Source organism: Dialister sp., from assembly GCF_047832375.1.
Lineage (GTDB): Bacteria > Bacillota > Negativicutes > Veillonellales > Dialisteraceae > Dialister.
Genome location: NZ_CP181256.1, coordinates 1,731,605 through 1,746,566, shown reverse-complemented (window position 1 = coordinate 1,746,566; position 14,962 = coordinate 1,731,605). Strand labels below are relative to the sequence as shown.

Below are 14,962 nucleotides of genomic sequence, written 5' to 3'. Positions count from 1 at the left end.
GTGCCCGCCTCCTACTCGATTATAGAGAAAAGGTTATAAAAGAGGGGTAAAGAGGGGTTATAAAAGAGGGAATAATGGCTGAGGGGGAAAATCCCTGCGGGCAAGGTGGCTTAAGGGAAATGGCCTGCGGCCAGGGTGGTGGAGGCGGTACACAAATAGAGAAGCGCTGCCTTATGATACTGGACCGCGGGAAAGCCGCTGGATATGATATTCATGCCGCCAATTAGTTTTGCTGCGGCACACTACTCCCTTCGACCGCAGGGCGTTCCCTTTCAGTTATTTTTCATCAGTCGAAGGTTCCCTTATTACTTCAGCCCCAGTTCTTCCTTGTGGGCAGTCATGCCATCAATGCAGGCCTGCATCACTGTAGCTGCATCGAGACCCAGCATTTCAAATCCCTTCTTGATGACGTCCCGGTTGCAGCCGGCGGCGAAGCGCTTATCTTTAAATTTCTTTTTCAGGCCCTTTACTTCCATGCCCGTAATGCCTTCCGGACGCATGAGGGCATAGGCCATGACCACCCCCGTCAGTTCATCCACAGTGAACAGGCTCTTTTCGATATCCGTGGTAGGTTCCACGTCGTTATCGCAGATACCCCAGCCGTGGGAGATGATGGTATTGATATCTTCTTCATCTACCCCTTCGGGCTCCAGAAATTCTCGGACATGGTGGCAGTGCTCGTTCGGATACTTTTCATAGTCCACATCGTGGAGATAGCCGATGGCTTCCCAGTGGTCCTTGTCCTGGTGGAAATAGTCTGCCATGGCGCCCATAGCAGCACTTACGGCCAGGGCGTGAGTGAAAAGATGGTCTTCCGTCGTGTATTTCGGAAGGATTTCCTTAGCTTTAGCAAGTGTTAACTGACTCATAATGACCTCCTTGTGATTACATGCTATATGTATTATAACCCAAAGAAGGAAGAGAGGGTTGACGAGATTGAGGTCGAAACCGAGATTGAGGAAACATCGGCTCTGCCGCTATCAGGAAAGTGGCCGGGGAAAATGGTCTGCGGCGCAAGGGGGATCGCACAAATTGAGAGGCAACGCCTTATACACCTTGACCGCGGCTGCGCCTCCAGATGGTTTCCGGAAGATTCTGCACTCCAAACGTGCCAATGACACTGTACGAGGCTCTCTTCCCGGAAGAGAGCTGACAATGGCTGAGAAATAGGGATGGGTACTGGTGGATCTCGGCCCGCTAAGCATGTTCTCATCTATCTTTATCGTCTAACAGTTATATAACTAATTCTATAAAATATCCGTATTATCCACTGTAAACCTATCAGAATCCCTCTGTCTGCTTAGCAGACATCATTCCGGCCGGGCCACAAAAGGAAGGTGCTTTAATGTGCAGAAAAAGCACCAACTTGGGCCCGGCTCAGCAGTCCTATGCAGGACTGCTGCCTTTGAAAAAGGGAGACTACCAGATAGCGGCCAGCGCCGCAAGACGATAGCCTGCGGTGTATCCAACAGATAACCTCTATCGCATGGCACCGTTATTGCCACTCCTGACTCTCGGCTTTCCTGCCGTTTGTACGTACATCTGCCTATTTCTCCCTCCTTTGCGAGATTTTGACGGAATTTTGAAATATTCTCCTGATTTTCGTGATACAATAAAAAATAAGGGATAGTAGGGCTGCGCAGGCCCTATACAGCAATACCGTCTTACAGCCAGCCATAATCCCTCTCATTGACATTTGCCCCACATGGCAGAAAGGAGCCTCCCATGACAGACATAGAAAAACTGGCAGACATGATCCGGAACCACCATCGCATCGTTTTCTTTGGTGGTGCCGGCGTATCCACGGAGTCCGATATCCCCGATTTCCGCGGTGCTAACGGTCTTTATCGGCAGAAGACGGATCTGCCCTGGACGCCGGAGGAGATGCTGTCCCACCATTTCTTTGAGGAGCATCCGGTGGAATTTTTTACAAACTATGCATCCTTCACGGAAGCCATGCTGAAAGCAAGTCCGAACCGGGCCCACTATGTGCTGGCGGACTGGGAGAGGAAAGGAAAGCTTTCTGCCGTGGTGACCCAGAATATCGATGGCCTTCACCAGCGGGCGGGGAGCCGGAATGTACTGGAGCTTCACGGTTCTGTCCTTCGGAATTACTGTATCGGCTGTGGGAAATCGTTCACCGTGGATAAATTTCTATCCCTCTGCCATCCGGTGCCTCATTGCCCCGTTTGCGGAGGTATTATCAAGCCGGACGTGGTGCTCTACGAAGAACCGCTGGACATGGATACCATGCAGGATGCCATGGAGGCCATCCAGGAGGCGGATATGCTTATCATCGGCGGTACGAGCCTTGTGGTGTACCCGGCAGCGGGATTTATCGACTATTTCACCGGCGACAGTCTCGTCATGATCAATCGGGATGAAACGGCCAAGGATTCGTCCTGTGACCTGGTCTTCCACGACAGTATCGGCAAAGTACTGGACGAGGCGGCGAAGATGGCGGATGCTGAGTGAGACAGTGGGATAGTGTGACGGAAGCGTTGGAAGGCGGCTGAGGGGTAACGGCTGATGGTGAAGTGGCTCAGGGGAACTGGCTTCGCTCAAGGGTAAGGTGGCGGCGTACAAACAGGTAAGCGCCGCCTTGCGATACTGGAATGCGGCTTCGCTGCTGGATAAAATATTCATGCCGCTTTAATTTTGTCGCGGCACACCTTTCTTTCGCCCGCAGGGCGTTCCCCTTGAGCTACCTTAGTCCTCTTAGCCACTATGCCTATAAACATTTGCGGGCTATTGAGATTCCAATTTTCAATCCATCCCCTTGCAAAATCCATCCACTGTGGCTATAATAATCTACATAAGTAAATAAACGGCAAGAGAGCCTTCGTAGAAAACGGAGGCTCTCTCTTTTTTTGGAGGTGTTACCGATGCATTCCGTGTATCCCGGAAAGGGGTAAGGAATCGTACTTACCGGTATTTCAGGAAAGGGCCCAGGAAACCTTTTCCCTTTGACAAGTTCATAAAAAATGGTGATGGTGCTGCTTTGCGGAATACTGTGTTCCCGGCGGCTTTTTTATTTGCAGATAAGGATGGTTGCTATGAAGAAATACATACCTGCCCCCTTCCTTGGGGCCTGTTTCCTGCCGACCCTTGCCCTGGCGGCGGATGGAGAAAGTAAACTGAATGGGGCGGACATGGCCTACATGGCCATCGCCACGCTGCTGGTGCTTATCATGACCCCGGCCCTGGCCTTTTTCTACGGCGGCCTGGTACGCCGGAAAAACACGATCAATACCATTATGATGTCCATGGTGTGCCTGGCTATTTTCACGGTACAGTGGTTCGTCTATGGCTATTCCCTTTCCTTCGGACCCGATGTGGGCGGCGTTATCGGGAACCTGGACTGGGCCTTCTTCCACCATGTAGGCATGGCGGCAAACCCGGAATATTCGGAAACCATTCCCCATATCCTCTTCGCCATGTTCCAGATGGCCTTTGCCATCCTGACCCCCGCCATCGTGAGCGGCGGCATCGTGGAACGGACCCGTTTCCCTGCGTACTGCCTCTTCATCCTCCTCTGGGGGACCCTGGTCTATGACCCCATGTGCCACATGGTCTGGGGTGTAGGGGGATTCATCCGGGACATGGGAGCCCTGGACTACGCCGGCGGCACGGTCATTCATGTGACCTCCGGTTTCTCCGCTCTCACGGCTGCGATTCTCATCGGCAAGAGAAAGGGATACGGTTTCCTGTCCCTTCGTCCCCATAACATTCCCTATGTCTGCCTGGGCGGCAGTTTCCTCTGGCTCGGATGGTTCGGATTCAACTCCGGTGCCGGCCTCATGTCCAACGACGTCATGACACAGGCCCTGGCCAATACGGGCATCGCCTCCTGCACCGCCGGTCTTGTGTGGATTATCATTGAACAGATTGTTCATAGGAAAATGACTGCCCTGGGCCTCATGACCGGTATCCTTACCGGTCTCGTAGGCATCACTCCGGGGGCGGGCTTCGTAGATGCCTCCGCCGCCTTCATCATCGGCCTCACTACACCCTGCCTCTGCTACTTCTTTGTTTCCGAAGTGAAAACGAAATTCGGCTATGACGACTCCCTGGACGCCTTCGGCTGCCACGGCATGGGCGGCGTATGGGGCGCCCTCATGACCGGCGTCTTCTGCACGAAGACCATTAACGATGCCGGCGCCGACGGCCTCCTCTATGGAAACCCGGCCCAGATGATTCCCCAGATTACCGGCATTATCATCGGCATCATTGTGGCCGTAGTGATGACCACTATCATCATCAAAGTACTGGGATGCTTCATGCAGGTTCGTGCCAGCGCTTCCGAAGAAGCCCAGGGCCTGGACCTCATCGATCATGGTGAAAGAGCGTATAATAAACTGTAAGAGGTGAACAGGATGGAAACAGAAAAGAAAATCTACAAAGTGGACGCGGTCATTCGGCCGGAGAAACTGGAAGAGCTGAAAGACAAGCTCTATGAAATCGGCGTCACCGGCATTACGGTGACCGAAGTCTACGGCTGCGGCCTCACCCATGGACAGGAAGAAATCTACAGGGGCAACGTGCTCTCCGTGAACCTCCTACCGAAAATCAAAATAGAAATCGTCATTTATGAGACTCCCCTGGAAAAACTGATCCAGACAATTCGGGACACCTGCAACACCGGCCATGTGGGAGATGGAAAAATCTTCGTCTCTGAGCTGGTGACCGCCGTGAAAATTCGTACCGGCGAAAAAGGCGGTGCTGCTATTATCGATGATAAAGCGTGAATGAAGGAATACTGTGGACTTATCGCAAAAAGCTGGGCTTAATTGAGAATCTGTCCCGTTGGGCCTCTCCACCTTAACCTGGTTAGCAAAATGTCTGGCTACATGGGCGATGAGTTTGAAAGCTTCTGTTTTGAGCCTTGCATTTAATTTGCAGATATCATCTTTCAGCCGCTTTAAACGCATTTCTTTTATCGTTTCCATATTGACAGGTTCCACATACTCCATCTATAATAATAAATAAGCATTGCAGGTCTGTGGCTGAAAGTCGATGGTAGTCGCAGCCAAAGCGATCCACGTAACGCAGGAAAAATTCCTGCTGAGCATGGTGCGGTTTAGATGTAAGTCCTGCCGGGAAAACCGAGAGGGTCAGTAGTGAGAGGAAGATACCGGGTAGCGAACGCTCCAGCAGGCGAGTGTGGGGTCAAAAGCCAGGTCAGCTGTGAATGCTTATATTTATATTTTCGAGTGATGATCAAAAGAAGTACTGGAAGTCATCCTGCAGAGAGGACATGGATGGTGGGAATGTCTGGAGCGATCTTTCAGGAAATGCCTTTGGGAGCTGAAAAGGGGAAATTGAAGTATCCTTTTCCGCAGGGCTGCGATACAGCCGAATGTGCGGCATTTGCCGACAGAGTGGAATAACGGGCCACCGTCTCTGTGAGGCGGTGGCTTTTTGAATGAAGAAAGAAGATGATGGGATTGTGTCACTGTAGAAATAATGCCTTGTCTGTCTTTCTGAAATGGAAGCATTGATCTGACTCGTGATGGAGGAATTTAAATGGAAGAAATTAAAGTCTATAACACACTGACCAAGGAAAAAGAGGTTTTTAAACCGATTACCCCGGGGGAAGCGAAGATCTACGTCTGCGGCGTCACCCCATACAACCATCCCCATATCGGCAATGCCCGGCCGGCAGTGACCTGGGACGTGATTCGCCGGTACCTGGAATACATCGGTTATAAAGTGACCTTTGTCCAGAACTTTACCGATGTGGATGATAAGATCATCAACAAAGCCAATGCGGAAGGGACCGATTGGAAGACCATTTCCGACCGCTACATCGATGCCTATTTCCAGGTCATGGATGCCCTCCATGTGCGCCGGGCCGATGTGTACCCCAGGGTTTCTGAACACATGGATGATATCATCCACATGGTGGAGACCCTGATCAAAAAGGGCCATGCCTATGTTCTTGGCGGTGACGTGTACTATGATATTTCCACGTTCAAGGACTATGGAAAACTTTCGGGCCGCAAGATTGAGGACATGCTGGCAGGCGCCCGGATTGAAGTGAATGACGAAAAGAGAAATCCCGGAGACTTTGCCCTTTGGAAAGCGGCTAAACCGGGAGAACCGTTCTGGGAAAGTCCCTGGGGCAAAGGCCGTCCGGGTTGGCACATCGAATGCTCTGCCATGTCCATCCATTACCTGGGGAAGACCTTTGATTTCCACGGCGGCGGTTCTGACCTGATTTTCCCGCATCATGAAAATGAGATTGCCCAGTCTGAGGGATGCACGGGCTGCCATTTCGTGGATTACTGGCTGCATAATGGTTTCATTACCATCAATTCTGAAAAGATGAGCAAGTCCCTGAACAATTTCTTCCTGGTGAAGGATGTGCTGGAAAAGTATTCCGGCGATGCGCTCCGGTACTTCCTCCTGTCCACCCATTACAGAAGCCCCCTGGACTTCTCCGATGACCGCCTGGAAGAAGCAGAAAAGAATATGGATAAGCTGAAAGACGTCATTGCCCGGGTGAAAGAGCTTTCCGGCAAAGAGGGAACCGAAAAGACAGATGCCTCCAAGGCTCTTGAAAAGGCTGCAGAAACGGACATGAAGGTCTTCCATGATGCCATGGACGATGATTTCAATACAGGTCTTGCTACCGGTGCCATGTTTGACCTGGCAAAGGCCATTAACGTGTACTACAACGAAGTACATGGCGGCACCTCCTTCGACAGGGAAGCCCTGGATAAGGCAGGAAAGGCATTCAAGACCATCCTGGATATCCTCGGTATTCTGGAAAAGGAATGGAAGAAGAAAGAAGCCTATGACGACAAGGACTACAATGACCTCATGAACGTCATCCTTTCTGTCCGCCAGTCCGCCAGAAAGGCAAAGCAGTACCAGCTGGCCGATGAAATCCGGGATAAGCTGGGTGAAATCGGTATTGTGATTGAAGATACTCCTACAGGAGCAAGGTGGAAAAAGCGTGGAGTTTAAAAGAGTCCTGTTCCTGAAAAAACAGATGGCCCACAAAATCGGTAAAGCATCTCCTGTTCTCGGTGAGCAGGAGGTCTTTTCCATGGATGCCCTGACCCTGGCGTACATGGGCGATGTGTGCTGGTCGTTCTTTATCAGGAAATCACTGATTGATACGGGCATATATAATGTACAGATCCTGAACAGCCTGGCATCGGAAATCGTCTCTGCCCGTTGGCAGAGCCGGATCCTTTTCGAAATCAGGGAACTCCTGAATGACAGGGAACTGAAGGTGTGCAAAAGGGCCAGAAATACGAGCTCCCATGTGCCGAAAAGTGCTACGGTAGAGGAGTACCGGGAGTCTACGGCCTTCGAGGCGCTCCTTGGATACCTCCAGCTTTCGGGACAGACGGAGCGTCTTGATTTCCTCATGCAGAGAAGCCTGAAGTATGTGGCAGGAGAAATGGGCCATGAAAATGGATAAAAGAAAAATGGTTTCCAAAAACAATCGAAGGTCCGGACCTGAAGGCCTGAGGAAAGGCCGCAAGCCTGGCAGGGGAGACAGAAAACAGGGAATCCGGGGAGAGTCTTCGGATTCCCTCCTCATCTGCGGACGAAACAGTGTGACCGAATTCCTCCGTACCCGGAGTGTGCGTAAAGTATTCGTGAAGGATGGAAAGAAGGATGAACGGCTCCTTTCTATCCTGAACCTGGCTGAGAATACTGGGGCGGCGGTGGAAGAGGTGACCGAAGAACGGCTGGATGACCTGTCACGGGGCGTGGTGCACCAGGGAGTGGCGGCACTCCTGAAGCCCTATGAATATGCGGACCTGGACAAAGTGCTGGCGGAATGGGAAGGGAAGTCTCCTATCCTTATTCTTCTGGATGGACTGGAGGACGTGAGAAACCTGGGGGCCATCGTGCGGACAGCGGAATGTGCCGGTGCGGCGGCGGTACTCCTTCCCAAACATAAGAGCCCCCCTGTTACGGCGGCGGCCATGAAAACAGCAGCTGGTGCCTTTGCCTACCTTCCGGTATGCCAGACCGGAAATATCCGGCAGACCCTGGAATCTTTAAAGGACAAAGGATTCTGGGTGGTAGGGGCAGATATGGATGGAGAAGACCTGTACTACGAGGCGAACCTGAAGGGGCCCCTTGTTATCGTTATGGGAGCAGAGGGGAAGGGCGTGAGTCCACTGACCCGGAAGCTCTGCGATTTCTGTGTCCGCATTCCTATGAAGGGAAAGGTGTCCTCCCTGAACGTATCCGTGGCAGCAGCCCTCCTGATTTACGAAGCAGCAAAGCAGAGGAGCCAGTCATGAAAGATCTCTATCTGGTGGATGGATACAACGTCATCTTCTGGCGGCCGGAACTCTTTGACCGGGAAGACCTGGAATCGAGCCGTAAAAAGCTGGTGGACCTCATGCAGGACTATGGCGCCCACAACGATATCGAAGTGATCATCGTCTTTGATGGCCAGGGACAGTCCACAAAGGCGAAGGTAGAGAAACTGGCCGATTCCTTTACTCTCGTTTATACGCCCAGCCGTATGACCGCCGACAGCTACATCGAAAAAGAATCGTACCTCCGGCGGGATGAATACCGCCACATTTTCGTGGTTACCTCCGACGGGCCGGAACAGAGCCAGGTCATGGGAAACGGCGCCTACCGGGTGGCAGTGGATGACCTGGTAAAGGCGGTAAAAGATGATAAGGCGGTGCAGGCCACCTTCATCACCCATAATAACCGGAAAAACCTGCGCAGCGAGATTGGAAGAGCCATTCCCCAATCGGTGCAGGAAAAACTGGATCAGATGAGAAAAAAGTAGGGGAAATCAAGAATGAGGGATGAGGAATAGTGGTGCGGCGCACAAACAAAAATAATGTGGCGCCGCATTTTTTTATTTATGCAACAGTTCCGTTTGGCGGGGCTCGTGTGGCTATGGATGCGTGTGAACGGGCGGGGCTTCTAGCTACTAGCGGCCAGGAAAGATGGCCAGCCTGCGGCGCTTCAATCATTTTCCATCAGCTAACCCCACCCCGTTGGGGATTCCCTGCCCGACTTCGCTGGGAAAGGGTTCACTGGATTTTCGCTCGCCGATGCTTACTACGAATCCAGTTCGCTTACATCCCCAAGGAAGGGGCCTCGGCTAGAGGCTATTGTTCGGTTTAGGTTCAGAGTCAGAGTCTTTTTTGTATCTCATCCGACCTTAGTGTAAAATGTTTCTCGGTAGAGGATTTCTCCCCTGCTGGATAGAAAAGGGAAGAGTCCCCTTTGATGGAAATGTTATAATTTCCTTGCGACAAAATCAAAAGAAAGGACTCTTCCCAATGAGCATTTTATCAGAGAATATCGAACTTTTCAAACCTTTTATTCAGGAGGAAATTCTCAAGAGTATCAAGGATTCCAAGGATTCACTGGCCATGGAGCAGGTTCTCTGGCACCTCTTCACGGAACTCTTTGGCCTTCTTGTGGCGACGGCCTTCGAAATGATCGATGGCGAGCTGTACGATAGGGTCTACAAGCCTCAGGGGTGGCGGATTTCCCGGCGGGATTCCAGAACCATATACTGCCTGTTTGGTCCTGTCACCTACAAGCGGAGGCGGCTGGAGATGGCCGGAAAGCAGGGATTTTACCCGTTAGATAAGAAATTTGGATTTCTGCCTTCCCGTCACTATAGCATGGGAGTGATTCTGCGCATTGCGCAGGCTACCCAGGTTACCCAGTTCCGTAATGTGAGCCATATCGTGAAAATTCTGACCCAGACGGATATTTCACATCAGACAGTTTCAAATCTCAGCCGCGCTGCCGCCCAAATGGTCAGAAAATACGAAGCAGCAGATGCAGCTATGGAGCAGGCCGAGAAGAGAGTACCGGAGAACGGGCTGCTGGCTATTGAGGGCGATGGGATTGTAATGAAGCAGCAGGCGGACCCCGTCACCGATACCAAAGGCGGCCAGAACATAGAACTTCACCGAATCCAGGTCTATGAGGGCGTCGAGAAGAATGGGAAACGTTCGAGACTGACAGGGTACCACTGCTTCTCTGGAACGGATAGGAAAAGGCTGGTTGAACTCGTCAAGGTGTGGGTGCATGGCCGGTACAATCTGAGCGAGATTACAGTACTTTCCAACGGGGATGGCGGAGCAGGATATAATTTCGGTGACTTCGACGATATAGTCGAGGGATGCAAGACACATTACCATTTCCGGGACAGATACCATGTGAATGAGAAAGTGCGGACCCGCCTCAGCTTCTGCCCACGTGGATTCATCGATAAATTCGTGCTTGAACTGAATAAGAGCAGAAATGTCATCACAGATATGAAGCCATATCTGGATACGGCTGCCAGCTACGCAGAAACAGAAGAACAGGCCGAGCAGGTACGGAGACTGGCAGACTATCTGAGTCGCAACGCCGACTATATCCCGGGCATCCGGGAGCGCGGAATCCGAACCGATATCCACCTGGGGGCAGCTGAAAGCAACCACCGACGCTATAGCTACCGTCTGAAAAAGCAGGGGCGCAGCTGGTGCAGGATAGGTATGGATTCAATAGGCACGCTGATTACTGCTACCCAGAATGACACTTTGGAAAAAGCCCTGATTTACTGTGCTGCAGGCAAAGCCTACAAGAAGATGGACCGGCAGATGCATAAGGCGGTCGTAGCAGCCGTAAAAACGAACCGCAAAGCCGCCAGGGACGCTAAATGGCACAGGAACGCACGGAATTACCGTCCCGGGTGCCTGGAAGGCCGTATAGGCGTATATGGAGCGACTTCAACTCCGATGGGCCAGCTTGCTAAAGCGATACAGATTTATTGAGAAAGCAGAGGCTGGGAAACCTGATAACGTCGACTGTCAAATAAAGTACCGAGAAAACCTTGACACATACTCATCCGACCCTTCCTCTTGACCCGCTACCCGGTTTAGTATAAAATAGTCTTTGATATTTATCATTTTATTCGGAAAAAGGCCGTATCTGCCTTGAGTGTGGCAGGTGCAGAGGAGGATTTACAGTGAAGTACTTTTTGATTGGTTTGACATTGATTGTCTCTTTACTTCTGATTGTGGTAGTTGTTGGCCAGGAATCGAAACAGGCCGGCATGGGAACAGCCATCGGCGGAGGTACGGAGAATATGGCCGGCGGCAGGACCCGTGGCAAGGATGCGGTGCTGTCGAAGTTCACCATCGTATTTGGCACTATTTTTGCTGTTCTCTGCCTTGTACTGGGGAGATACATGAATACTTTCTGATCAGGCGGAACGAGGCTTGCCGGCCGCAGGCCTCGTTTTATTTTGCTCTTGCAGAAGGGCCCCATTTCATGTAGTCTTAATAGAGAAGATCGTTTTTTATGCAGGAATATCGGCCGTTGGCGAAGGGTCAGTCTTTCCTGCGATGCAGGTATTTGAACCAGGAGATATAAATGGAGAAAAAGGAACTTTTGCCTTACAAGCCGGGAGTGGTACTGCAGGGGACCTACAAGTCCTACGGCCGATTCGGATTCCTTCTGACCGATGAAGATCATGAGGATGTGTATATTGCGGAGAAGGACCATCTGAATGCGGTCAATAATGATACGGTAGAAGTAAAGACCATGAAGAGTGAAACCGGCCGTCACAATACGGAAGGCCGGATTACCAGAGTCATTGAAAGAGCCAATGATACCTTTGTGTGCACCTATGAAATGCTCAAGGGCGGCGGAGAGGCTGTGCCTATCGATGAAAAGGTGGATATGGTAATCCAGATCCCTGAGGGACAGGAGATGGGAGCCACCACAGGGGCCCGGGTGGTAGTAGAAGTAACCCGGTGGCCCGGAGAGTGGACCGATGCGGAAGGCCATGTGACTGAAATCATCGGATATAAAGGAGACAAGGGCCTGGATATCGATATCATCGTAGCCCAGCATCGGCTGCCCCATGTGTTCTCCGATGACCTCATGGAAGAAGCGGACCACCTTTCCCGGGATATCCGGATGGAAAAGGGACTGAAGGATTTCAGGAATATTCCTATCGTTACCATCGACGGCCCTGATTCCAAGGACCTGGACGATGCAGTGTACTGTGAAAAGAAGGAGAACGGCCATTTCGAACTGGGCGTCCATATTGCCGACGTGTCCAGGTATGTGAGGAAGGGAACCCTTCTGGATGATGAGGCCTATCGCCGGGGGACCAGTGTGTACCTGGCGGACCGGGTGATTCCCATGCTTCCCTTCCAGCTGTCCAATGACCTTTGCAGTCTGAACCATGATGAAGACCGGTACGCCATGTCCTGTGTCATGGATGTGGCGCCGGATGGCACGGTGAAGACGGAATGTATTTCCCCTTCCATCGTCCGGGTGGCAAGGCGCTGCAATTATCCGGAAATCAACAAAGCCTTTGATGAAGGAATTGCACCGGAAGACCTGAAGCTGCACCTTCCTATGCTGGAAGACCTGAGGGAATGTGCCAAGGCGCTCCGGGATAACAGAACCCGTCGGGGAGCTTTGGATTTTGATTTCCCCGAATATAAGGTGGTCCTCGACGAGGATGGCACGCCCCTTCGCATCGAAAAGAGAGTCCGCGGGGAAGCGGAGAAAATGATCGAAGATGCCATGATCGCTGCCAATGAAGCGGTGGCCCGGTTCCTGGAAAAGACAGGCCACACATCCATTTATCGTGTCCATGACCATCCGGACCAGGATAAGCTGAATTCCCTGAAGCGCCTCATTGCCATCATGGGTCTTCCTATTCATATCCCCGACGATCCGGAGCCAAAGGATGTGCAGAAGCTGCTGGAATCGGTGAAGGGCCAGGACATTGAGGCGGTAGTGCAGGTGATGACGCTCCGTTCCCTGCCCCAGGCCTGCTACAGTACCGATAACAATGGACACTTCGGCATTGCCAGTGCATGCTATACCCATTTCACTTCGCCTATCCGCCGATATCCGGATCTCATGGTCCATCGTCTTATCCGTGAGGCCCTTCATGACGATATGACGAAGGCCCAGCGGAAAAAACAGACGGAATTCCTCATCCGCGCCGCGGAGCACTGCTCTGAAACGGAGCAGAATGCAACGGAAACGGAACGGGACGTGGATGACCTGAAGATGACGGAATACATGGTTCCCTTCGTGGGAGAGCCCTTTGACGGCCATGTTACGGGGATTACCAGGTTCGGTATCTTCGTGGGCCTGGACAATGGGGTAGAAGGCCTTGTCCACATCGATTCCATGGACGATGATGAATACGTTTACCAGGAAGACACCATGACCATGAAAGGCCGGTTCTCCGGTACCACCTATTCCATGGGAATGCCGGTCCGGGTGACACTGGTGAAGGCGGACAAGGAAAGAAGAGAAGTAGATTTCATCCTCGGAGAAATCCATTCTCCCCTGAACCTGGAGAAGAAAACAAGAAGCTCCTCCAAATCCCATTCCCGGAAGAAAGAGAAAAAAGGGAGCAAAGGAAAGGGAAAAGGTAAAGGAAAAAGAAGCAGGTAAGGCTGGCAGGTCCAGCCCGGCCGATGGGGAGGGAGGCCCTGCACAGGGGCGGCGCTTCCAGCCCCGGGGTCTGCAGAAGTCCTTTGAACCGATTCCGGAAAGCAGGATGCATTGATGACAAAGGAAAAGTTGAAGACAGCACCGCCGGTTTCTACGAACCGGCAGGCTTACCATAATTATTTTATACACGAAACCTATGAATGCGGGATCGCTCTCACCGGGACGGAAGTGAAATCCATCCGGGCAGGACGGGTAAATCTCCGGGACAGTTTCGCGAAAGTAGAAAATGGAGAGGTATACCTCTGGAATGCCCATATCAGTCCCTATGAGCAGGGCAATATTTTTAACCACGATCCCCTCCGTACCCGGAAACTTCTGCTCCATAAGCAGGAAATCCGCAAAATTGAAATGAAGCTGAAGACGAAGGGGTATACCCTGGTGCCCCTGAAGATGTATTTCCGTCATGGCAAGGTGAAAGTGGAAATTGGTACGGCTACGGGGAAGAAATTATACGATAAACGGCAGGATATGGCTGAAAAGGCGGCGAAAAAGGATCTGGACCGCAGAATCAAGGAACAACGTTACGACTGGCGGTAGCCCAAAGGTTGCAGAAAGAAACCATTCAGTGTAAAGTAATGTAAATACCAGGCTGCTGTTCAGGTTGTAATGGGAATAAGGAGAAAGAAATGGATAAATCGGATAAGCCCTTTCACAGGAAAGGCGGGAAACCCTTTCATAAAGACAGAAGGGCCAATGGAAACAGAACGTTCCGCAGGAGAAAATTGGAACCGGGCGTGGAATTTGAAGACCGTACCCTGGGCGTAGGCATTGTAAGAAAGGTGACGGAAGATGGTATTACCGTAGCCTTCGGAGATGTGGAAAAGGTCATTCCTCGCCGCAAAAGGGATGATGGAAGCCGGATTTCCAAATCCCGGGCCGATGGTAAGCCCTTTGAGAAGAAGGTATTTACCTTCGATACCAAGGACCGGACGGAGAATCGGCAGAGAAATCAGGAAAGAAATGAAGTCACCGTGGGCCTTGCAGTGAACGATGAAAAGCTGGGGAAAGGGGTAGTCAGCCGCATCACGGAGCGGGGAGTCTATGTGACCTATGAAGCCACAGGAGAACATGTCATGTATCCCCAGGGCCTGCCGGCAAAGCTGAAAAAGAGCGCTTTCCCGGACAAGAAAAAAGCGAAAAAGGAAACCCTACCCAAGGGTAAAGGCAGGACCTACCGGGTGCCGGAACAGGAAAAGCCGGAACGGCGCCATACGATTTCGCCCCACGTGGCAAAAGAAACCCATCGCGGCAATACCCGGTACATTGATTTAAGTGAAGGGACACTGGTCCTTTCTCCTGACTATGGAGAAGGGGTCATTACAGAAATCAGCGATGGGCGGCTGACGGTAGAATTCAAGGATGGAATGCGGGAATATTCCTATCCCGCTGCTTTTGCAGAAGGCCAGATTCTGGTGCCGGAAAAGAAAGAAGAAAAATAAAAAAATCTGGATTTGAGTTTTAAATATTGAGA

At 51.6% G+C, this 14,962-nt stretch carries 13 protein-coding genes; 12 read left to right on the top strand and 1 reads right to left on the bottom strand.

Annotation, left to right across the window (positions count from 1 at the left end; all coding sequences use genetic code 11):
• Positions 1 to 305 precede the first annotated feature (305 nt).
• The gene (locus ACFWUL_RS07010; RefSeq protein ID WP_296097600.1) at positions 306 to 869 is read right to left on the bottom strand and encodes a hypothetical protein; all 564 of its coding nucleotides are present in this window, start codon (positions 867 to 869) and stop codon (positions 306 to 308) included.
• Between the two features lie 856 nt (positions 870 to 1,725).
• Here ACFWUL_RS07010 and ACFWUL_RS07005 point away from each other — a divergent pair.
• The 12 genes from ACFWUL_RS07005 to ACFWUL_RS06950 all read left to right on the top strand — a co-directional run bounded on the left by ACFWUL_RS07005 (position 1,726) and on the right by ACFWUL_RS06950 (position 14,930).
• Entirely contained in the window at positions 1,726 to 2,475 is a 750-nt protein-coding gene (locus ACFWUL_RS07005) for an NAD-dependent protein deacylase (RefSeq protein ID WP_416176814.1), read from the top strand.
• Between the two features lie 581 nt (positions 2,476 to 3,056).
• Positions 3,057 to 4,364: an ammonium transporter gene (locus tag ACFWUL_RS07000; protein WP_297021689.1), complete on the top strand. Its 1,308-nt coding sequence runs from the start codon at positions 3,057 to 3,059 to the stop codon at positions 4,362 to 4,364.
• 12 nt (positions 4,365 to 4,376) lie between these two features.
• Positions 4,377 to 4,748: a P-II family nitrogen regulator gene (locus ACFWUL_RS06995; protein WP_297021687.1), complete on the top strand. Its 372-nt coding sequence runs from the start codon at positions 4,377 to 4,379 to the stop codon at positions 4,746 to 4,748.
• A 778-nt stretch (positions 4,749 to 5,526) separates the two neighbouring features.
• The gene (gene cysS, locus ACFWUL_RS06990; protein WP_297021685.1) at positions 5,527 to 6,972 is read left to right on the top strand and encodes a cysteine--tRNA ligase; all 1,446 of its coding nucleotides are present in this window, start codon (positions 5,527 to 5,529) and stop codon (positions 6,970 to 6,972) included.
• A complete protein-coding gene (locus tag ACFWUL_RS06985; RefSeq protein ID WP_297021684.1) occupies positions 6,962 to 7,435 on the top strand; it encodes a Mini-ribonuclease 3 in 474 nt (157 codons plus the stop codon). The genes cysS and ACFWUL_RS06985 overlap by 11 nt, the downstream gene beginning before the upstream one ends.
• The gene (gene rlmB, locus ACFWUL_RS06980) at positions 7,422 to 8,273 is read left to right on the top strand and encodes a 23S rRNA (guanosine(2251)-2'-O)-methyltransferase RlmB (RefSeq protein WP_297021683.1); all 852 of its coding nucleotides are present in this window, start codon (positions 7,422 to 7,424) and stop codon (positions 8,271 to 8,273) included. Before ACFWUL_RS06985 ends, rlmB begins: the two co-directional genes overlap by 14 nt.
• Entirely contained in the window at positions 8,270 to 8,779 is a 510-nt protein-coding gene (locus tag ACFWUL_RS06975) for an NYN domain-containing protein (RefSeq protein ID WP_297021682.1), read from the top strand. The genes rlmB and ACFWUL_RS06975 overlap by 4 nt, the downstream gene beginning before the upstream one ends.
• A gap of 502 nt (positions 8,780 to 9,281) precedes the next feature.
• Entirely contained in the window at positions 9,282 to 10,775 is a 1,494-nt protein-coding gene (locus ACFWUL_RS06970) for an ISLre2 family transposase (RefSeq protein WP_416176797.1), read from the top strand.
• A 194-nt stretch (positions 10,776 to 10,969) separates the two neighbouring features.
• On the top strand, positions 10,970 to 11,206 hold the full coding sequence (secG, locus tag ACFWUL_RS06965; RefSeq protein ID WP_296097617.1) for a preprotein translocase subunit SecG: 237 nt from the start codon (positions 10,970 to 10,972) through the stop codon (positions 11,204 to 11,206).
• A gap of 170 nt (positions 11,207 to 11,376) precedes the next feature.
• Positions 11,377 to 13,431, top strand: coding sequence for a ribonuclease R (gene rnr, locus ACFWUL_RS06960; protein ID WP_297020604.1), 2,055 nt, complete (start codon positions 11,377 to 11,379; stop codon positions 13,429 to 13,431).
• A gap of 114 nt (positions 13,432 to 13,545) precedes the next feature.
• Entirely contained in the window at positions 13,546 to 14,028 is a 483-nt protein-coding gene (smpB, locus tag ACFWUL_RS06955; protein WP_297020600.1) for an SsrA-binding protein SmpB, read from the top strand.
• A gap of 89 nt (positions 14,029 to 14,117) precedes the next feature.
• A complete protein-coding gene (locus tag ACFWUL_RS06950) occupies positions 14,118 to 14,930 on the top strand; it encodes a hypothetical protein (RefSeq protein ID WP_297020599.1) in 813 nt (270 codons plus the stop codon).
• The last annotated feature ends 32 nt before the right edge of the window (positions 14,931 to 14,962 follow it).